This window comes from Streptomyces sp. NPDC048211 (assembly GCF_043202315.1).
In the GTDB taxonomy this organism is placed as follows: Bacteria; Actinomycetota; Actinomycetes; order Streptomycetales; family Streptomycetaceae; genus Streptomyces.
Genome location: NZ_JBIDAD010000029.1, coordinates 1 through 19812, shown reverse-complemented (window position 1 = coordinate 19812; position 19812 = coordinate 1). Strand labels below are relative to the sequence as shown.

Below are 19812 nucleotides of genomic sequence, written 5' to 3'. Positions count from 1 at the left end.
GAGGGAACGGAAGAGGAAGCGGGCGGCGGGAGACGGGGGTCAGGCCCGGGAGAGGCGGCGTCCCGCGTCCCGCCGCCGTATCCGCGCCCCGTCCCGCTCGGCGGTCCGCGCCGCCCGCCGTGCCGCACGCCGCTCGCGGCGCAGCTGGCGGGCCGAACTGCTGGGCATCGACACCACACCGTTGCGCTGGTTCCACACCTGCCGGGTGACCCACACGTCCAGCACCGACCAGGTCGCGACCACCGTGCTGCCCACGCCGGCGAGCACCATCGGAAAGGCCAGCCAGGACCCGGCCAGCTCGGACAGGAAGGCGACCATGGCCTGGATGAGTGTCAGCGACGTGATGAGTACGGCCCGTACGGCGGCCGTGCGCACCGGATCCGGCATCCGCCGTCGTGTGGCCGGCTCCTCGACCCAGAGCGGCTGCCGTGGACCCTCCGGCCGACTCCGGTCACCTGTCGCGGCCGTGTCCTCCTCCTTCACCGCCCGGGCCGGTGGCACTGTCACCGCACCTCGACGCTCCTGCGTGTCCAAGGACTTTCAACTCCCACCACTGTCCGACTTCAGGTTTGCTGCCCCGCATGCACCCTTTCTACGCGGACGGGACGTCCCGTCCTGCCCAGTGCACTCCTGCGACTCTCCTGCCCCCGTACAGACAGACGAGTGCCGGAAGATGAAGATTCCCTCGGTCCGGTGCGGAACGAAGAGATCCAGCCAACCGACAGGGGGAGGAATATGCCGCTCTGGTAGGCGTCTTCTGTCGGATTCGCGAATTTCATCTCCCGGAATACCGGGACAAGTCATGGTCAACTCCCAGTAAGGCGGCCGAAAATCGTCCGGACGTGCCTTCGAGTTGTCTGTGTGTCGGTAGTAGGCTCGCGCCGTTTGTTGACGGAACACCATTCCCGCCCCGCGGGGCCGAGCTGGGGGAGGCCATGCGCTTTCGCGGAAAGTCCATCCGCAGGAAGATCGTGGCGTTGCTTCTGGTGCCGCTCGTCTCCCTCACCGCACTCTGGGGCTTCGCCACCTATCTGACCGGGCGCGAGGCAGGCCAGCTGCTCAGCGCGAGCACCATCGTGGAGAAGGTCGGCCACCCCCTGGAGGAGACCGTCAGGGCGGTCCAGAACGAGCGCCGCCAGACCCTCGTGTTCCTCGCCGACCCACGGGCCTCCGACGCGCTGCCGATCCTGCGCACGCAGCGCGCGGTCACCGACCGGGTCGTGAAGCGCGTGACCTCGAGTGCGCAGCAGAAGGACATCCGCGACGCACTGAGCTCCGACGCCGAGACCCAGCTCAGCTCGATCCTCGGAGCGGTCGAGGAACTCGACGCCCTCCGCGACTCCGTCGACCGGCGGACCATCGACCGGACCAAGGCGATGGACTACTACAACCGCCTCATCGACCCCTGCTACAGCTTCCTGACCGGCCTCCACACGATGGAGAACGTGTCCATGGACAAGCAGGTCCGGGCACTGACCGGTGTCTCACGTGCCCGCGAGATGCTCTCCAGGGAAGACGCACTGGTGGCCTCGGGCCTTCTGGCCGGGCGGTTCACCGCCCCCGAGCTCCGGCAGATCTCCGACCTCGTGGCCAACCGGGGGCTGCTGTACGAGATCAACCTCCAGGTGCTCCCCGCGTCCGAGCGCCGCCGGGTGGAGCAGTACTGGAGCGGACCCGACAGCGAACCGCTGCGCACCGCCGAGGACGCACTCCTCACCCAGGGGCCCACCCGCGACTCCCGTGCCGTGGACGCCGCCCGCTGGCAGGAGGTGGCGCCGCCGGTCCTGGACCGGCTGGCCAACGACTCGACCGAGATGAACAACCGCTTCCAGGACCGGGGCAGGCCCGCCGGCTACGGCGTCCTGATCAAGGCGGGTGCCGCAGGCGTCCTCGGATTCCTGGCCCTTCTCGTCTCCGTCTTCGTCTCCGTACGCATCGGCCGTGAGCTCATCCGCGACCTCTCCCGCCTGCGCAAGGACGCCCACGAGGTCTCAGGCGTACGGCTCCCGAGCGTGATGCGCCGGCTCGCCGCCGGCGAACAGGTCGACGTCGAGACCGAGTCCCCGCACCTCCATTACGAACGCGACGAGATCGGCCAGGTCGGCCAGGCGCTCAACACGCTGCAGCGGGCCGCGGTCGAGGCCGCCGTGAAGCAGGCGGACATGCGACGCGGTGTCTCCGAGGTCTTCGTCAACCTCGCCCGCCGCAACCAGGTACTGCTGCACCGGCAGCTGACGCTCCTGGACACGATGGAGCGCCGTACCGAGAACACCGACGAACTCGCCGACCTGTTCCGCCTCGACCACCTCACCACCCGGATGCGCCGCCACGCCGAGGGGCTGGTGATCCTCTCCGGAGCCGCCCCGTCCCGGCAGTGGCGCAAGCCCATCCAGCTCATGGACGTGGTGCGCGCCGCGGTTGCCGAGGTCGAGGACTACGAACGGATCGAGGTCCGCAGGCTCCCGCGGATCGGTGTGGGCGGCCCCGCCGTCGCCGACCTCACCCACCTCATCGCCGAACTCCTGGAGAACGCCACGGTGTTCTCGCCCCCGCACACCGCGGTCCAGGTGCACGGTGAACAGGTCGCCAACGGCTTCACCCTCGAAATCCACGACCGAGGCCTGGGGATGCCCCCGGAAGTACTCCTGGACGCCAACCTCCGGCTTGCCGAGACCCCCGAGTTCGAGCTGTCCGACACCGACCGGCTCGGTCTGTTCGTCGTCAGCCGGCTGGCCCAGCGCCAGAACGTCCGCGTGTCGCTCCAGACCTCCCCCTACGGAGGCACCACCGCCGTCGTCTTCATCCCGGCCGCGCTGCTCACGGACGCCCCGGACTCGCACGGCACCGGATTCCGCCTCGACCGCAGGTCCGAGAGGGCGATCGCCAGCAGCAGGCCGGGCAGCGAGCCGAAGGAGGGACCGGGGGAGACGACGCCGGACCGCCGTCTTGCCGCCGCCCGTCCGCAGGACCGGCCCGGAAGCCTCTCCCCGGTCCCCAGCGGGCTGGCGGACCCGTCCCTGCTGGACGGCCCGGTCGAGCTCGAAGGACCGCTCGCGCCCCGGGACTTCGACCGTGACCCGCATCTGGAGGCCGTCGCGGAGCGGGCCCTGGACCCCGTGCTCGACGGCGTCTCCGACCTGGACGACACCGAGAGCGAGCGCGGCGGCATCTTCCGCGCCCGTGAGCTCCGGCGCGACGACGACCAGCATCAGCAGGCGGCCGACCGCGCGGCGGAGCCGGACGGCGTCCGGGCCCTGCGCCCGGACGGCGCGCGCCCGCTGCCCCGCCGCAAACCGCCGACCCTGGTCACCGACCGGGGCCGCCGCGTCGACGAGAACGGCCGCGCCCACCCCACGACCGCCGATCCGGAGCCCACGCGCACCCCGGTCCGGCACCCCGCCACCGGCCCCGCGCCCACCGCGGACCGGAGCAGCCCCACGGAACCGGGCCGGCCCTCCGCCTTCCGGACACCCAGCGGGCCCGCGGAGCCCTCGCCCGCCACGCCGTCGATTCCGGGGCCCCGGTCGTCCCCGTCAGCCGCCCGGTCCCTGCCGGACGCTGCCGACACGGTGGGCGGACTGCCCCGCAGGGTCCGGCAGGCCAGCCTCGCCCCGCAGCTCCGTGAGGGCCCCGGCGGCAGCGGTCCGGACCCGGTGGACGGCGCCGAGGACATCGAGCGGGACGCCGACGAAGTACGCAACCGCATGGCTTCGCTCCAGCGCGGCTGGCAGCGCGGACGCCTGCAGAACGCCGAGGACGTGACCGGCCCCGGCGACACAGCACAAGGAACCACTCCGGGAGGGGACGGTCCATGACCGCACCGCACGCCTCAGCACTCAACTCCGCACGTCAGGGGTCGGGTGAACTCAACTGGCTCCTCGACGAACTCGTCGAGCGCGTCGCCAGCATCCGCAAGGCGCTGGTCCTCTCCAGCGACGGCCTTCCCACCGGCGCGTCCAAGGACCTGACCAGGGAGGACGGCGAGCACCTGGCCGCCGTCGCCTCCGGGTTCCACAGCCTCGCCAAGGGTGTCGGCCGCCATTTCGACGCGGGCCGGGTCCGGCAGACCGTCGTCGAGCTGGACGAGGCCTTCCTCTTCGTCACGGCCGCCGGTGACGGCAGCTGTCTCGCCGTGCTGGCCGACTCCGACTCGGACGTCGGACAGGTGGCGTACGAGATGACGCTCATGGTCAAGCGCGTGGGAGCCCACCTGGCCAACGCCCCACGGACGACCGGTCAGTCCTCCGGAGGGTGAGTGGACGGGATGAGCGCCGACACGCCCCGTACCCCGGAGGACCCCGGCGATCCGCAGTCCTCGCGCTGGTACGACGCCGACGCGGGGCCGGTGGTCCGCCCGTACGCGATGACCAGGGGCCGTACCAGCAGTGCGTCCCGTCACCGCCTCGACCTGATCGCGATCGTCATGCCCGAACCCGCGGCCGACGATCCCGGCAGGGACCAGATGCTCTCCCCGGAACACGTGGAGATCGTCGAACTCTGCAGTGACATGCCCCAGTCGATCGCCGAGCTCGCTGCCGGTCTGGACCTCCCTGTCGGGGTGGTCCGGGTCCTGGTCGGGGATCTCGTCGAGGACGAGCTGGTGCACGTAACCCGTCCCGTTCCGCCGGCCGAGCTGCCGGACGTGAACATTCTTCGCGAGGTGATCAATGGCCTTCGGGCGCTCTAGCCGCAACAGGCGGCCCGTTGAGCCCGTTACCCTGAAAATCCTGGTGGCGGGCGGCTTCGGAGTGGGCAAGACGACCATGGTGGGCGCGGTCAGTGAGATCAGACCGCTGCGTACGGAGGAGATGCTCAGCGAGGCAGGACGTCCGGTGGACGACCTGGAAGGTGTCGAGGCGAAGACCACGACGACGGTGGCGATGGACTTCGGGCGGATCACCCTGCGCGAGGACCTGGTGCTGTATCTCTTCGGGACCCCGGGCCAGGACCGCTTCTGGTTCCTCTGGGACGAACTCGCCCAGGGCGCCCTGGGCGCGGTCGTGCTCGCGGACACGCGACGGCTGGAGGACTGCTTCGCGGCGGTCGACTACTTCGAGCGCCGCGGGATCCCGTTCGCCGTGGCCGTCAACTGTTTCGAGGGCGCCGACCGGTTCCCCACCGGGACGGTGCAGGCGGCGCTGGACCTGGATCCGCAGGTGCCGGTGCTGCTGTGCGACGCGCGGGACAGGGCGTCCGTGCGGGACGTCCTGGTGGCCGTCGTCGAGCACGCGGTGGCCCGGGTGGACCGGCTTCGCGAGCCCGTCACCACGTAGGGCCACAGGACGGAACGCGGCCCGTACCCCCGCCGACGAGGGTACGGGCCGCGCGTCGTGGGGCGGTCCGGGAGCGCGGGCTACCTACTGTCCGCCGCCGCCCTCCTCCTGCCAGCCCAGGCTCCGCTCCACCGCCTTGCGCCAGTTGCCGTACTCGCGTTCGCGGACCTCCGGCTCCATCCGGGGCTGCCACTCCACATCGCGCTGCCAGTGCGTCTTGAGCTCGTCGAGCCCCGACCACACGCCGGTCGCCAGCCCCGCCGCGTACGCCGCGCCCAGGCAGGTCGTCTCCGCGATCCTCGGCCGGATCACCGGAACGCCCAGCACATCCGCCTGGTGCTGCATCAGCAGCTGGTTGGCCGTCATGCCGCCGTCCACCTTGAGCGTGGTGATGGGCACGCCGGAGTCCTGGTACATCGCGTCGACGACCTCACGCGTCTGCCAGCTGGTCGCCTCCAGAACAGCGCGTGCCAGATGCGCTTTGGTGACGTAACCGGTCAGCCCGGTGATCACCCCCCGGGCGTCGGAGCGCCAGTAGGGGGCGAACAGGCCGGAGAACGCGGGCACGATGTACGCCCCGCCGTTGTCCTCGACGCTCGCCGCCAGCGTCTCGATCTCCGCGGCGCTCCCGATGATCCCGAGCTGGTCGCGGAACCACTGCACGAGTGCGCCGGTGATCGCGATCGACCCCTCCAGACAGTAGACGGGCGGTTCGTCGCCGATCCGGTAGCCGAGGGTGGTGATCAGCCCGTTCTTGGAGGCCACAGGCCGGTTCCCGGTGTTCAGCAGCAGGAAACTGCCGGTGCCGTACGTGTTCTTGGCCGTGCCCGGGTCGTAGCAGGCCTGGCCGAAGACGGCGGCCTGCTGGTCGCCCAGGGCGGAGGCAACCGGGACTCCGGCGAGCGCACCCACGGCCGTTCCGTACACCTCGGACGAGGACCTGATCTCCGGCAGCACGGCCGCGGGGATGTTCATGGCGGCCAGGACGGACGGGTCCCACCGGAGCGTCTCCAGGTCCATCAGCATCGTGCGCGACGCGTTGGTCACGTCCGTGACGTGGACGCCGCCGTCGGTGCCGCCCGTGAGGTTCCAGATCAGCCAGGAGTCCATGGTGCCGAACGCGATCTCACCCCGCTCGGCCCGGTCGCGCAGCCCGGGCACGTGGTCCAGCAGCCAGGCCGCCTTCGGGCCGGAGAAGTAACTGGCCAGCGGGAGGCCGGTGGTGGCCCGGAACCGGTCCTGCCCGTCGGCGCCGCCGAGCTCGTGGCAGAGAGCGGCGGTACGGGTGTCCTGCCAGACGATGGCGTGGTGCACGGGGACCCCGGTGGCCCGGTCCCAGAGCACGGTCGTCTCGCGCTGGTTGGTGATGCCGAGCGCGGTGAGCTGGTCGGCCCGCAGCCCGGCCCGGTCCAGGGCGCCGGCGACGACGGCCTGCACGGTGGTCCAGATCTCGGAGGCGTCGTGCTCGACCCAGCCCGGCCGGGGGAAGATCTGCCGGTGCTCGCGCTGGTCGACGGCGACGGCGGCGCCGTCCTGGTCGAAGATGATGCAGCGGCTGGAGGTGGTGCCCTGGTCGATGGCGGCGACGAATCTGTTCGTCATGGTGTCCCCTTGTCCGTCGGGTGTTTCCGGCCGAGACCTCAGAACGCGGCGTTGAACACGAGCCCGCCCAGCAGCCCGCCCGCGATCGGTCCCACGACGGGTATCCAGGCGTAACCCCAGTCGGACGTGCCCTTGTTGGGTATCGGCAGCAGCGAATGAACCAGCCGGGGACCGAGGTCACGGGCCGGATTGATGGCATAGCCGGTGGGTCCGCCCAGCGAGAGGCCGATGCCCACCACGAGGAGGGACACCAGGAGTACGGAGATCCCGGAGCCGTAGATGCCGGCACCGGCCCCCGCGACCGGGCCGATGCCGATCCCCTCGTTCTTCCCGAAGGCCAGGATCGGCAGCACCAGAGCGGCCGTCGCGATGATCTCCGTGACGAGGTTGGCCACCGGGTTCCGGATCTCCGGCGCGGTCGCGAAGATCCCGAGCGTGGGCCCGGACGTCTCCTCGTCGGCGTTGGCGCGGAACTGCGCGTAGTACGTCAGCCAGGCCAGCACGGCGCCGATGACGGCGCCGGTCAGCTGACCCAGGATGTAGAGCGGGACCTTGTCCCACTCGCCGGTGTCGACGGCGATGCCGACAGTCACCGCCGGATTGAGGTGCCCGCCCGACAGCGGGGCTGCGGTGTAGGCCCCGGCGAGGACGCCGAAGCCCCATCCGAAGGCGATGACGACCCAGCCCGCGGCCCGGGCCTTCGAGTGATGGAGCGTGACGGCGGCGCAGACGCCTGCGCCGAAGAGGATGAGGATGGCCGTTCCGAGGACTTCCCCGGCGAAGATGTCTCCATTGCTCATGGCGCTCCCAGTGGTTGTCCGGCGGGTTTCGCCGGGCCCTTCCATGGCTACGGAGGCCGGGAGCAGGCAGGAGCCGTGCCCCGCCCGGCGACCGTGACGAGCGTGGGACCAGCCGGCCGCCGTGGTGTGGGAGGACGGCATCGGCTGGGAATGGAGTGTTCACCGTGGCTGATGAGCCGTCAAGAAGGCGTGCAGCAAACGTTGTTGGCGGACAGATGCCGTGAAGGACGCTGCCTCAGCGCACCGCCACGACGGCGGATCCGTGACCGAACAGCCCCTGGTTCGCCGTGATTCCAACCCGCGCCCACGGAACCTGCCGTTCCCCCGCCGTGCCCCGCAACTGCCGGGTCAGCTCGCAGACCTGGGCGATCGCCTGGGCCGGCACCGCCTCACCGAAGGACGCGAGTCCGCCGCTCGGGTTCACCGGAATGCGCCCGCCGAGCGCCGTCGCTCCCGCGCGCACGAGCGCAGCCCCCTCGCCCGGCGCGCACAGCCCGATGTCCTCGTACCACTCCAGCTCCAGCGCCGTGGAGAGGTCGTACACCTCGGCCAGGGACAGATCCCCGGGACCGATGCCCGCCTCCTCGTACGCGGCCCGGGCGATCGAGGCACGGAAACTCAGGGGCGCCGGTGCGACGGCGACCGCCGAATCCGTGGCGATGTCCGGCAGGTCGAGCACCGCCTTCGGATACGTGGGCGTCACGGTCGACACGGCACGGATGCGGACCGGGTCCGTCGCTCCGTGGCGCCGGGCGAACTCCATGCTGGACAGCACGAGGGCCGCCGCACCGTCGGAGGTGGCACAGATGTCCAGGAGGCGCAGCGGATCGGCGACCACCGCGGAGGCCGCGACCTGTTCCGCGCTCACCGGCGCCCGGTAGCGGGCGTTCGGGTTCAGCGCACCGGCCGCCGCGTTCTTCACCTTGACCCGCGCGAAGTCCTCCTGGGTGTCCCCGTACAGGGCCATCCGGCGACGGGCGTACAGCGCGAAGTACGCGGGATTGGTGGCGCCGAGCACCCGGAATCTCAGCCAGTCCGGATCGTCGGGCCGTTCGCCGCCCGCCGGTGCGAAGAAGCCCTTCGGTGCGGCGTCCGCGCCCACCACGAGGACGACGTCCGCCATGCCGGCCAGGATCTGCGCCCTGGCCGTGTTCACCGCCTGGGCGCCCGACGCGCAGGCCGCGTACACGCTGGTCACCCGGGCACCCTGCCAGCCCAGCGCCTGGGCGAACGTCGCCCCGGCCACGTACCCCGGATAGCCGCCGCGCACGGTGTCCGCGCCGACGACCGACTGCACGTCGCGCCACTCGATGCCCGCGTCCCCGAGCGCGTTGCGCGCGGCCACCGTGCCGTACTCCACAAAGCTGCGGCCCCATTTGCCCCAGGGGTGCATCCCCGTCCCGAGGACGGCCACGTCCCCGCTCATGCCGCACCGCCCACGGAGCCGGCGGCGACCGGCCGCCAGTGCCAGGTGGTCCGCACCACACCGTCCTCGTCACCGGGGCCGGAGTCCATCACGCCCGGTACGGCCTCCACCGTCATGCCGACCGCGAGATCCCCGATGCCGACTCCGGGCGCTGCCTGTCCGAGCACGACCATCCGCTCGGCCGCCAGCTCCACCGCCACCAGCGTGTACGGCTCCCAGGGCACCTGCGGATCCGAGAGGTAGGGGGCGGGCGGGCGGTAGCGCCCGTCGGTGTACGACCAGACCGTGCCGCGCCGGGACAGCGGTACTTCGACGAGCTCGCCGCCCGTACAGCCCGGATTGCGGCAGAGCCCCTTCTGGGGCGGGAAGAAGACCGACGAGCAGACCGGGCAGCGGGTGCCCAGCAGCCGGAAGTCGTCCTCCGTACCGTCCTCGGTGAACCACCCGGCCACCACAGGTATGCGCTTGCGCGGCAAAGCCCCTCCCGGCACTGGATCTGACGGAACGTCAGAAGTGTGCCACGGTCAGCTGTTGTCGGCGAGCCACTTGGCAGCGGTCTCCGCGAGCTCCCGGTCGCGGCCGGCCAGCATCATCCCGATCATCTGCGCGTCGCCGCGCAGCGACCAGGCGGGATGACCGAAGGTGGCCGGGTTGTTCTTCTCGATCAGGAAATGGGCGGGCCAGGCGGTCCCGTACCCGATCAGCGGCAGTGCCGCCGCATACCGCTTGCGGCCGCGCGCCAGTCCGTAGGCCGTGATCGCGAGACCGGTCAGGGTGCCGGTGAGATGAACCCAGCGGGTCGCGGCGCGCGAGTGCATCGCGACGTAATAGGGCCAGAACTCTTCGTACGAATCGAACGTCTGTTGTGACATACGGGCACCGTAATGGCTGGATCGGCAACCGGATACGGCGGATCCGCGTCCGAGAGGGAGAACGGGCGGCCGGAACCCACGGGGGTGGTCCCGGCCGCCCGCTCACTCTTCTCCCGGACCGGCCGCCTCAGTGGCCGGCGACGGACCTGCGGGCCACCGGGAAGTCGAAGTAGGTGTCCGGAAACAGCTCGGGCTTGAACGTGTAGTGCCACCACTCCTCGGCCAGATTCACGAATCCGGCGTCGGTGAGCATCTGCTTGAGGAACTGGCGGTTGGCGCGCTGCACGCCCTGGATCCGCGGGTCGTCGGTGTGCGACAGCGTGTCGAAGCAGTCGAAACCGGTTCCCATGTCCACCGAGTTGTCCGGGAAGCGCTCGGCCTGCGGCGCGTAGCACGGCACCAGCTTCTCGCCCGGACGGTACGGCCTGGTCGGCAGGGCGGGCAGCCGTACCAGGGTCAGGTCCACCGTGCTGCCGCGGCTGTGCCCGGACTTCTCCGCGATGTAACCGTCCGCGAACAGGCGGGTCTTGTCGACCTGCGGATAGAACTCGCCCTTCATGGTGTCGTCGCCGAGATCCTTCGCCCACCGCACGAAGTGGTCGACGGCCCGCTGGGGCCGGTAGCAGTCGTACACCTTCAGCGAGTACCCCTGTGCCAGGAGCCGGACCTGGGCCCGGTGCAGGGCCTCGGCCGCCGGCCGGGTCAGGATGCACAGCGACTGACGGTATCCGTCGACCGGTACGCCCATGAAGTCGTGACCGGTGGGGTAGCGCATCTCCTGGATGATCGTGGGATCCACCGAGCGCAGCGCGACGAACCCGGAGGGAGCATTCGGCTCGGGTTTCGCCTGCGCCACCGGGGCGGCGGCGGTGACGGCGAGCAGAGTGGCGGCAGTCGCCGCCAGGACACGGAAAACGGAACCCATGACTGTCATGAACACATCGTCCATGAGCCGGACCCTTCCGGGCGGGCGATCGGATACAGTCCGCGCGTGTCCGCGACGACGAGGAAGCCGGTCAGACCTGTGAAGCACTCCCACTGCGGCAGCTGCGGCGCCCCGTACACCGCACTCGCGTCCCCCGGAGCATGGCCCCGCACCTGCACCGCCTGCGGAGCCACCGCCTACCGCAACCCGCTGCCGGTCGCCGTCGCCCTGCTCCCCGTCACCGGCCGCGACGGCACCGGACTCGTCGTCATCACCCGCACCATCGAACCCTGCCTCGGCGGCACCGCACTCCCGGGCGGCTTCATCGACCACGACGAGGACTGGAAACACGCGGTCGTACGCGAACTCCGCGAGGAGACCGGCATCGAGGCCGAACGCGACGACGTCCGCCTCGCCGACGCCCTCAGCGACCCCGACGGCCATCTGCTCCTGTTCGGCCTCCTCCCCGCCCGGCCGGCCGCCGCACTCCCGCCGTCCGTGCCGACCGACGAGACCTCCGGATACGAGGTGCTGCTCACCCCCGAAGCGCTCGCCTTCCCCCTCCACACCGAGGCGGTCCGCTCCTGGTTCGCCGGCCGCTACCGCTGACCGCGCCCGCCCTTCCGGCGCTCAGATCCCGCGAACCCGGACCGGACGGTCCACCAGCCCCTCCTCACCGTCCCGCTCCACCACGACCCGTCCGCCCACCAGCCGCGTCGTGTACCGCTCGACCACCGCCGGCTCCCAGCCGTCACCCGCGTCGCGGACCACCGAACCACCCCCGGCGAGCCCCTCCACCGGAGCCCACACCTCCAGCTCCACCCCGCCGTCCGCTCCCCGCACCGGAATCACCGCACCGGCCCGCGCCAGTACCGGCACCCGCGACAGCGGCGCGTCGACCACCACCTGACCGGGCCCCTCGTACACCGCACCGCTCACCGTGTCGTACCACCGGCCCGGCGGCAGCCGCACCGACCGCTCCTCGCCCCCCGGTGCCAGCACCGGCGCCACCAGCAGCGCGTCACCCAGCAGGAACGCGTCCTCGCACTCCCGCAGCGCCCGGTCACCGGGCACCGCCCACCACAGCGGACGCACATACGGGGCCCCGGTCAGCCGGGCCAGATGCGCCAGCGTCACCCAGTACGGACGCAGCCGCTCCCGCTCCACCAGCACCTCGCGGGCAGCGTCGAGTACCCGCGGGCCGAACTCCCACGGCTCCCGGCGCCCCGCGTCGATCGCCGCATGCGTGCGGAACAGCGGGAGGTACGCCCCCAGCTGGAACCACCGCAGATACAGCTCCGGCGACGGGGAACCGTCGAACCCGCCCACATCCGGGCCCGAATACGGCACCCCGCACAGCCCGAGACCCAGCACCAGCGCGAGCGAGGCTCGCAGCCCGGGCCACCCCGTCGTCACATCACCGGACCAGGTGCCCCCGTAGCGCTGCATCCCCGCCCAGCCGGACCGCGAGAACAGGAAAGGCCGCTCGTCAGGCCGCAGCCGGCGCAGCCCCTCGTACCCGGCGCGCGCCATCGCGAGGCCGTACACGTTGTGGGCCTCCCGGTGATCGCCGCCCCGGCCCTCCAGCACGTGACGGGACGAACGGGGCAGCGTCGGTTCACCGAACGCCGCGAACGAGACCGGCTCGTTCATGTCGTGCCAGACACCGGAGAACCCCTGCGCCAGCCGCTCCTCGTACAGTCCGCCCCACCACGCGCGCACCTGCGGATCAGTGAAGTCCGGATACACGCACTCACCCGGCCACACCTCGCCGCGTACGCGACGCCCGCGGGCGTCCCGGACGAACGCGCCCGAAGCGCCCACCGCCGTACCGGTGTCGAAGACCGCGTTCCCCCGCACCGCGGCCACCGCCGGGTCCACGATCGACACCAGCCGCACCCCGTCCTCGCGCAACTCCTTCGCCAGCCCCGGCAGATCGGGGAACCGCTCCTGGTCCACCGTGAACACCCGGTGCGCGTCGAAGTGGTCGATGTCCAGATGGAGCACCGACAACGGCAGCCCCCGCTCCCGGTACCCCGCGGCGATCCGTCGCACCTCCCGCTCGCTCCCGAACCCCCACCGCGCATGCTGCGGACCCAGCGCCCACGAGGGCGGCAGCGCCGGCGCGCCCGTCAGGGCCGACCAGCCCCGGAGCACGCGGGCCGGGGTACCCACCACCACCCAGCAGCGCAGCGGCCCCCCGTCCATCCGCACCTCGGACGTCCCCGGCCGGTCATGACCGGAGCCCGCCCCCTCCTCGCCCTCGCGCAGCGCCACCCGCCCCGCCCAGGAGTTGTCGTGGAACGCCAGATGCGTCCCCGCGTCCGAGACCACCACCTGCACCGGCATGGTCAGATACAGCGGATCGTCCCCGGGTCCGAACCGGCCGCCCGGATCGGTGTTCCACAGTCCGTACACGCCGTCCCTGAGCCGGGGACCCGCAGCCCGCCCGCCCAGTCCGAAGAACCGCGCGTCCGCCGGAACCTCGGACCGCTGCACCCAACGCGCCGGACCGCCCGCCACCGGCTCCCACCACCGGGGCGGCAACTCCCGCCTCAGCACCATTCCGCCCGGCGTCCGCAGCTCCACCGCCCCCAGCCGCGACACCACCACCGTCAGCCGCTCCGACACCACCTGCCAGCCGCCGTCCTTGTCCGGCTCCAGCAGCGCCCGCGGATCCGCGTCGGGCTCAGCCCCCGGCAGGGCGTACGACGGCAACGGCTCCGCGCCGTCCCACCCCCAGAAGACGGCCCCGCCCACCGCCACCCGGATCCGCAGCTCCGAACGGGCGAACCTCACCACTCCGCCGCCCGGCTCCGGCTCCGCGTCCACCACGGCCCCCGGCACCCGCGCCCGCTCAGGGCCGCGTGCGGGCAGGGCCCGCGCGTCCGCCCGCGCCCGCCGCCACGCGGAGCGCACCGTACGCAGCCCCTGCTTCGAACCGACCAACTTCACCGAGCGCACCAGGTCACGACCGTCCATGCGGCTCACCCTGCCACCCGGTGATCCGGTATCGGGTTCTGTTCAACTTCCGTTCACCCGTGACCGGCCGGGACAGACGTGGCCGCACCACATATCGGGACACGCGACCATGGGCGGGCAACCCTGGTGCGAAAGACGATCACATGGCATCGTCCGTGAAGCCGCCTCACGCGCACACCCCAGCCCGTGCGCGCGACACACGCACACACCCCGCGTACCCGTACAGCCAGGGAGCCGCCCCATGACCTCAGCAGCCGACGAAGCCCCCCTGTGGCAGCCCGGCCCGGACCGCATCGCGGCCGCAGCCGTCACCCGCTTCCAGAACTGGGCGGCCGAGCGCCACGGAGCACCGGCCGAGGGCGGCTACGCGAGCCTGCACCGCTGGTCGGTCGACGAGCTCGACACCTTCTGGCAGGCCGTCGCCGAATGGTTCGACATCCGCTTCGCCACCCCGTACGAGACCGTCATCGGTGACCGCGCCATGCCGGGCGCCGAGTGGTTCCCCGGCGCCACCCTCAACTACGCCGAACACGCGCTGCGCACCGCAGAGGACCCCCTGCGCGCCGACACGCCCGCACTGCTCCACGTCGACGAGACCCACACCCAGGTCCCCGTCTCCTGGTCCGCGCTGCGCCGTCAGGTCGGTTCCCTCGCCGCCGAACTCCGCGCCCTCGGGGTCACCCCCGGCGACCGCGTCAGCGGCTACCTCCCCAACATCCCGCAGGCGGTCGTCGCCTTCCTCGCCACCGCGGCCGTCGGCGCCGTCTGGACCTCGTGCGCCCCCGACTTCGGCGCCCGGAGCGTCCTCGACCGCTTCCAGCAGGTCGAACCCGTCGTCCTGTTCACCGTCGACGGCTACCGCTACGGCGGCAAGGAGCACCACCGCGCCGACACCGTCGCCGAACTGCGCCGGGAACTGCCCACCCTGCGCGCCGTCGTACACATCCCCCTGCTCGGCACCGACGCGCCCGAAGGCACCCTGGACTGGGCCGCCCTCACCGAAGCGGACACGGAACCGGTCTTCGAGCAGGTCCCCTTCGCCCACCCGCTGTGGGTGCTCTACTCCTCCGGCACGACCGGCCTCCCCAAGGCCATCGTCCAGTCCCAGGGCGGCATCCTGCTCGAACACTTCAAGCAGCTCGGCCTGCACTGCGACCTCGGCCCCGAGGACCGCTTCTTCTGGTACACCTCCACCGGCTGGATGATGTGGAACTTCCTCGTCTCCGGCCTCCTCACCGGCACCACCCTCGTCCTGTACGACGGAAGCCCCGGCTACCCCGACGTCAGCGCCCAGTGGCGCGTCGCCGAACAGACGGGCGCCACCCTCTACGGCACCTCCGCCGCGTATGTCATGGCCTGCCGAAAGGCCGGTATCCACCCGGGGCGGGACTTCGACCTCTCCCGCATCCAGTGCGTCGCCACCACCGGCTCGCCACTCCCGCCCGACGGATTCCGCTGGCTCCACGACGAGGTGGCCGACGACCTGTGGATCGCCTCGGTCAGCGGCGGCACCGACGTCTGCAGCTGCTTCGCCGGCGCGGTTCCCACCCTCCCGGTCCACATCGGCGAGCTCCAGGCCGCCTGCCTCGGTACGGACCTCCAGTCCTGGGACCCGGCCGGACAGCCGCTGACCGGAGAGGTCGGCGAACTCGTCGTCACCCAGCCCATGCCGTCCATGCCGATCCGTTTCTGGAACGACCCCGACGGCAGCCGTTACCGCGAGAGCTACTTCGAGACGTACCCGGGCGCCTGGCGCCACGGGGACTGGATCACCCTCACCGACCGCGGCTCCGTCGTCATCCACGGCCGCTCCGACTCCACGCTCAACCGACAGGGTGTCCGCATGGGGTCCGCGGACATCTACGAAGCCGTCGAGCGCCTCCCGGAGATCCGCGAATCCCTGGTCATCGGCCTGGAAGAACCCGACGGCGGCTACTGGATGCCGCTGTTCGTCCACCTCGCCGAGGGCGCCGCCCTCGACGACGACCTCCGCGAGAGCATCAAGCGCACCATCCGCGAGAACCTCTCGCCCCGCCACGTTCCGGACGAGGTCATCGAGGTCCCCGGCATCCCGCACACCCTCACCGGCAAGCGCATCGAGGTTCCGGTCAAACGCCTGCTCCAGGGAACCGCCCTGGCCAAGGCCGTCAACCCCGGCTCCATCGACAACCTGGAACTCCTCCACTTCTACGAGGAGCTGGCCCGCGAACGCCGCTGACCGACGCCACTGTCAGTACCCGCGATTACTCTGAGTGAGCAATGTTCGACAGCGCACTGGGGGAATCATGGCGCAGACCAGGAACAAGCGGGCCACCGTCCGCGGCCGGACCGGCACCACGATGCGACGCACACTGCGCCGCGAAGCACCGAGCACCATCGGCCTCCTGACCGATGAGCAGGACTTCGCGGCGATGCGGCGCTACCGCACCTTCACCTTCGACGACCACACCGTCTATCTGCAGCAGGTGGAAGGACTGCTCAGGACGCTCGCCGCCCAGGGCATGCACACGACCGTCGCCCTCTTCGATCCCGAGGAGTACGCGGAGTTCTGCACCGAGTCGGGAATCGCCCCCGACACCCCGGCCGGCCGCAGCCGGTTCACCGCGGAGGTCGCGGCCTGCGGCGCCACCGTCGCCTACACCGGACAGCCCATCGACACCCTGATCCCGCTCCTGGTCGCCCGGGCGGTCCGGCAGGCCACCTGGGAGTACGCCACGATGCTCCTGGCCGGGCTGGGGGACTGCGCGGACTGCGGACAGGACATCGGCCGTGCCGCCTTCGACCGCGCATCCCACCTGCTGCTGCGCACCCTGGAGGCGGCCGGCCCCGGCACGCACCATCTGGTCTGCAGCACGCCCACGGAGAACGAGCAACTGCTCGCCGCCCTGCACACCGAGCGCGACACCACCGGGCCAGCACACCTCGACTCGGCGGAGGGCGCAGAGTTCGTGACCGTGCTCGCCGTCGGGATCGCGCTCGAAACCCGCGGGGGAGTCGTCCTGCGGACGAGCGCCGCTGGGGCCGCGGACCGGGTCCACGGCTGGCGCCTGACCGGCGGCAGCCTTGTTCCGCTCACCGAGGGGGAGGTGTTCAGCGCCTACTGCACCGACGCCGACACCGGTGAACCCGTCGCCCCGGAATCAGGCGTGGAGTACTGCGCGGGCTTCGACGTCGGTGCCGACGCTCCGGAGGAGCACCGCTGACAGCCGGAAGGGGCTCCCCGCCACCATGGGCGGGAAGCCCCTTCTCACGCGTCGCGCGACCCGGCGGTCCCGCGCGGTGTCCTACTCGCCCGACAGCACCGCCTGCGCGGCGACGCGCGCTTCCTCGGCGGAGTCCGCCGCACGCGCGGCCGACGCGGCCCGCTCGCACTGGGCGAGCGTGTACTTCGCCAGCGTGCTGCGGACATAAGGAATCGACGCGGCACCCATCGACAGCGACGTCACACCGAGACCGGTCAGCACACAGGCCAGCAGCGGGTCGGAGGCGGCCTCGCCACAGACACCACAGCTCTTGCCCTCGGCCTTGGCCGCATCGGCCGACATCGCGACCAGATCCAGCAGCGCGGGCTGCCACGGGTCCTGAAGCCGGGACACCGCACCCACCTGACGGTCGGCGGCGAAGGTGTACTGCGCCAGGTCGTTGGTGCCCAGCGACAGGAACTCCACCTCCTGCAGGACCGAACGCGCCCGCAGCGCGGCCGACGGAATCTCGACCATCGCACCGAACTTCGCCTGCAGCCCGGCCGCGCGGCACGCGTCGGCGAAGGCCTTGGCGTCCGCCCGGTCCGCCACCATGGGCGCCATGACCTCGAGGTAGACAGGCAGCCCCTCGGCCGCCTTCGCCAACGCGGTCAGCTGGGTCCGCAGCACATCGGGGTGATCCAGCAGACTGCGCAGCCCGCGCACGCCCAGCGCCGGGTTCGGTTCGTCGGCAGGTGTCAGGAAGTCCAGTGGCTTGTCCGCCCCGGCATCCAGCACCCGCACGACGACACGGCCCTCGGGGAAGGCCTCGAGCACCGCACGGTAGGCGGCGATCTGCTTCTCCTCGGACGGAGCCTGCTTGCTGTCGTCCAGAAAGAGGAACTCGGTACGGAAGAGCCCGACGCCCTCCGCCCCGGCGGCGACGGCTGCCGGCACGTCGGCGGGCCCGCCGATGTTGGCGAGCAGCGGCACCTTGTGCCCGTCGGACGTCGCGCCCGGACCGGTCGACGCCGAGAGCGCCGCCTTGCGCGCGGCGGCGGAACTCTCCATCTCCGCCCGCTTCTCGGCACTCGGCTCGACGAAGATCTCGCCGGTGCTGCCGTCCACGGCGATCACGGTTCCCTCGGCCAGCTCACCGGCGCCGGGGAGCGCCACAACGGCGGGCACACCGAGAGCCCGGGCCAGAATCGCGCTGTGGCTCGTCGGTCCGCCCTCCTCGGTGACGAAGCCGAGGACCAGCGTGGGGTCGAGCAGCGCCGTGTCCGCGGGAGCCAGGTCGCGTGCGATCAGCACGTACGGCTCGTCGCTGTCCGGCACACCGGGCATCGGGACGCCGAGCAGGCGGGCCACGATCCGGTTGCGTACGTCGTCGAGGTCGGCGACACGGCCGGCCAGGTACTCACCGGCACCGGCCAGCAGCGCACGGTATGAGGCGAACGCGTCGTACACACCGCGCTCGGCGGTGCTGCCGACAGCGATACGGCGGTCCACATCGGCCATGAGCTCGGGGTCCTGGGCCATCATGGCCTGGGCCTCCAGCACGTGCTGGGCCTCGCCCCCGGCCAGGTTGCCGCGCGCGACGAGGTCGGCCGCCACAGCCTCCACGGCCTGCCGGGCCCGCCCCTGCTCGCGCTCGGCCTCCTCGGCCGGGATCTGCTTGGCCGGTGGTTCGAGCACTGCCGTGCCCATGTGCCGTACCTCGCCGATCGCCACACCGTGGCTCACGCCTACGCCTCGCAGCGTTGTCTGCATTTCACCCGTCTCCGGTCGTGCGGCGGCCGATGCCTCCGCGGTGGATATCCAGTCGGCTGTCACTGCGCCGAACGCGTTACTGCCAACCGAACAACGCGTCGCCGACCTTCACGTCGCCGTCCTCGATGACGGCGGACAGTGAATCGGCAGTCGCCTCCAGCGCCACGATGGGGCAGATCGGCGACTTGCCCGCCGCTTCGACGGCCACCGGGTCCCAGCGGACGACGCCCTGGCCGCGCGTGACGGTGTCACCCTTGTTCACCAGCAGCTCGAAGCCCTCGCCGTTGAGCTGGACCGTGTCGATGCCGAGGTGGGTCAGCACGCCGTGGCCCTCGCTGTCCACGACCACGAAGGCATGCGGGTGAAGGGAGACGACGATTCCGTCGACGGGCGAGACGGCCTCGGACGGCTCGCGCACGGGGTCGATGGCGGTCCCGGGGCCCACCATCGCCCCGGAGAAGACCGGGTCGGGTACGGCAGCGAGCCCGATGGCACGTCCGGCAAGAGGGGACGTCACAGTGGTCATGGGGGAGCCTCCCAGAGTGGAGCTTCAATGGCGCCGCCGCGGCTTGTAGGGGACGGCGTACTGCTCAGCAGCGTAAGTCATAAGAAGTCCCGGTTCCGCCCGAGTCCTGGTGGTTCGAGGACCTAGGGGTGTACCGGAAACGATTTGCCTCGACTACGAGCAGCCTGTACTGTCGTACTCCTGCCTGGCCCCAACGCGACTTTGAGTCGGGGGTCGGCGGCGTCTATTAAGCCCAAACCCTAACCCGATATCGGGCACCCGCATGCTTGCGGGGGGCCGGTCAGGGAGAGTCAAAAGGCCTGATAGTGTCTGACCCGCCGGAAAGGAAAACGCGAAAGCGAATTCCCGAAAGCGATAAATGCGAGGCCCGCTTCGACCGGGAATCGGACACGAAAGAGTCTGATAGAGTCGGAAACGCAAGACCGAAGGGAAGCGCCCGGAGGAAAGCCCC

17 protein-coding genes are annotated in these 19812 nt (G+C 71.3%); 7 read left to right on the top strand and 10 right to left on the bottom strand.

The features are described from left to right. Positions 1–39: 39 nt before the first annotated feature. Entirely contained in the window at positions 40–501 is a 462-nt protein-coding gene (locus ACGFZA_RS41200) for a hypothetical protein (RefSeq protein ID WP_393686150.1), read from the bottom strand. A gap of 434 nt (positions 502–935) precedes the next feature. Between ACGFZA_RS41200 and ACGFZA_RS41195 the strand changes: the two genes are divergently transcribed. From ACGFZA_RS41195 to ACGFZA_RS41180, 4 genes are read left to right on the top strand one after another with little or no spacing between them, the layout of a single operon-like run. Then, entirely contained in the window at positions 936–3815 is a 2880-nt protein-coding gene (locus ACGFZA_RS41195) for a nitrate- and nitrite sensing domain-containing protein (RefSeq protein ID WP_393686136.1), read from the top strand. Beyond that, positions 3812–4255 (top strand): roadblock/LC7 domain-containing protein, encoded by a 444-nt coding sequence (locus ACGFZA_RS41190; RefSeq protein WP_385285430.1) that lies wholly within the window; start codon positions 3812–3814, stop codon positions 4253–4255. Before ACGFZA_RS41195 ends, ACGFZA_RS41190 begins: the two co-directional genes overlap by 4 nt. Before the next feature lie 9 nt (positions 4256–4264). Then, positions 4265–4687 (top strand): DUF742 domain-containing protein, encoded by a 423-nt coding sequence (locus tag ACGFZA_RS41185; RefSeq protein WP_385285428.1) that lies wholly within the window; start codon positions 4265–4267, stop codon positions 4685–4687. Continuing rightward, on the top strand, positions 4668–5273 hold the full coding sequence (locus tag ACGFZA_RS41180; RefSeq protein WP_385285427.1) for an ATP/GTP-binding protein: 606 nt from the start codon (positions 4668–4670) through the stop codon (positions 5271–5273). The genes ACGFZA_RS41185 and ACGFZA_RS41180 overlap by 20 nt, the downstream gene beginning before the upstream one ends. An 84-nt stretch (positions 5274–5357) precedes the next feature. Here the strand turns inward: ACGFZA_RS41180 and glpK are convergent, their stop codons facing one another. The 6 genes from glpK to ACGFZA_RS41150 all read right to left on the bottom strand — a co-directional run bounded on the left by glpK (position 5358) and on the right by ACGFZA_RS41150 (position 10907). Continuing rightward, entirely contained in the window at positions 5358–6875 is a 1518-nt protein-coding gene (gene glpK, locus ACGFZA_RS41175) for a glycerol kinase GlpK (RefSeq protein ID WP_385285425.1), read from the bottom strand. 38 nt (positions 6876–6913) lie between these two features. After that, entirely contained in the window at positions 6914–7675 is a 762-nt protein-coding gene (locus ACGFZA_RS41170; protein WP_385285423.1) for an MIP/aquaporin family protein, read from the bottom strand. Positions 7676–7910: 235 nt separating this feature from the next. Then, positions 7911–9101, bottom strand: coding sequence for a lipid-transfer protein (locus ACGFZA_RS41165; RefSeq protein WP_385285421.1), 1191 nt, complete (start codon positions 9099–9101; stop codon positions 7911–7913). Continuing rightward, positions 9098–9577 (bottom strand): Zn-ribbon domain-containing OB-fold protein, encoded by a 480-nt coding sequence (locus ACGFZA_RS41160; protein ID WP_385285419.1) that lies wholly within the window; start codon positions 9575–9577, stop codon positions 9098–9100. Before ACGFZA_RS41160 ends, ACGFZA_RS41165 begins: the two co-directional genes overlap by 4 nt. 48 nt (positions 9578–9625) lie before the next feature. Next, on the bottom strand, positions 9626–9973 hold the full coding sequence (locus ACGFZA_RS41155) for a DUF962 domain-containing protein (protein WP_362556979.1): 348 nt from the start codon (positions 9971–9973) through the stop codon (positions 9626–9628). Between the two features lie 127 nt (positions 9974–10100). Continuing rightward, on the bottom strand, positions 10101–10907 hold the full coding sequence (locus ACGFZA_RS41150; RefSeq protein WP_393686131.1) for a M15 family metallopeptidase: 807 nt from the start codon (positions 10905–10907) through the stop codon (positions 10101–10103). 57 nt (positions 10908–10964) lie between these two features. Here ACGFZA_RS41150 and ACGFZA_RS41145 point away from each other — a divergent pair, with 57 nt between their 5' ends. Next, a complete protein-coding gene (locus tag ACGFZA_RS41145; RefSeq protein ID WP_385285415.1) occupies positions 10965–11507 on the top strand; it encodes an NUDIX domain-containing protein in 543 nt (180 codons plus the stop codon). A 21-nt stretch (positions 11508–11528) separates the two neighbouring features. Here the strand turns inward: ACGFZA_RS41145 and ACGFZA_RS41140 are convergent, their stop codons facing one another. Continuing rightward, on the bottom strand, positions 11529–13880 hold the full coding sequence (locus tag ACGFZA_RS41140) for a glycoside hydrolase family 31 protein (RefSeq protein ID WP_393686129.1): 2352 nt from the start codon (positions 13878–13880) through the stop codon (positions 11529–11531). A gap of 241 nt (positions 13881–14121) precedes the next feature. Here ACGFZA_RS41140 and ACGFZA_RS41135 point away from each other — a divergent pair, with 241 nt between their 5' ends. Then, a complete protein-coding gene (locus ACGFZA_RS41135; protein ID WP_393686127.1) occupies positions 14122–16098 on the top strand; it encodes an acetoacetate--CoA ligase in 1977 nt (658 codons plus the stop codon). A gap of 67 nt (positions 16099–16165) precedes the next feature. Then, positions 16166–17083, top strand: a complete 918-nt coding sequence (locus tag ACGFZA_RS41130) for a hypothetical protein (RefSeq protein ID WP_385285410.1) — start codon at positions 16166–16168, stop codon at positions 17081–17083. Between the two features lie 81 nt (positions 17084–17164). On the opposite strand, the gene ptsP is transcribed toward ACGFZA_RS41130, so the two are convergent. Then, positions 17165–18835, bottom strand: coding sequence for a phosphoenolpyruvate--protein phosphotransferase (gene ptsP, locus ACGFZA_RS41125; RefSeq protein ID WP_393686124.1), 1671 nt, complete (start codon positions 18833–18835; stop codon positions 17165–17167). A 76-nt stretch (positions 18836–18911) separates the two neighbouring features. Next, positions 18912–19361, bottom strand: coding sequence for a PTS glucose transporter subunit IIA (locus ACGFZA_RS41120; protein WP_385285407.1), 450 nt, complete (start codon positions 19359–19361; stop codon positions 18912–18914). Positions 19362–19812: the final 451 nt, after the last annotated feature.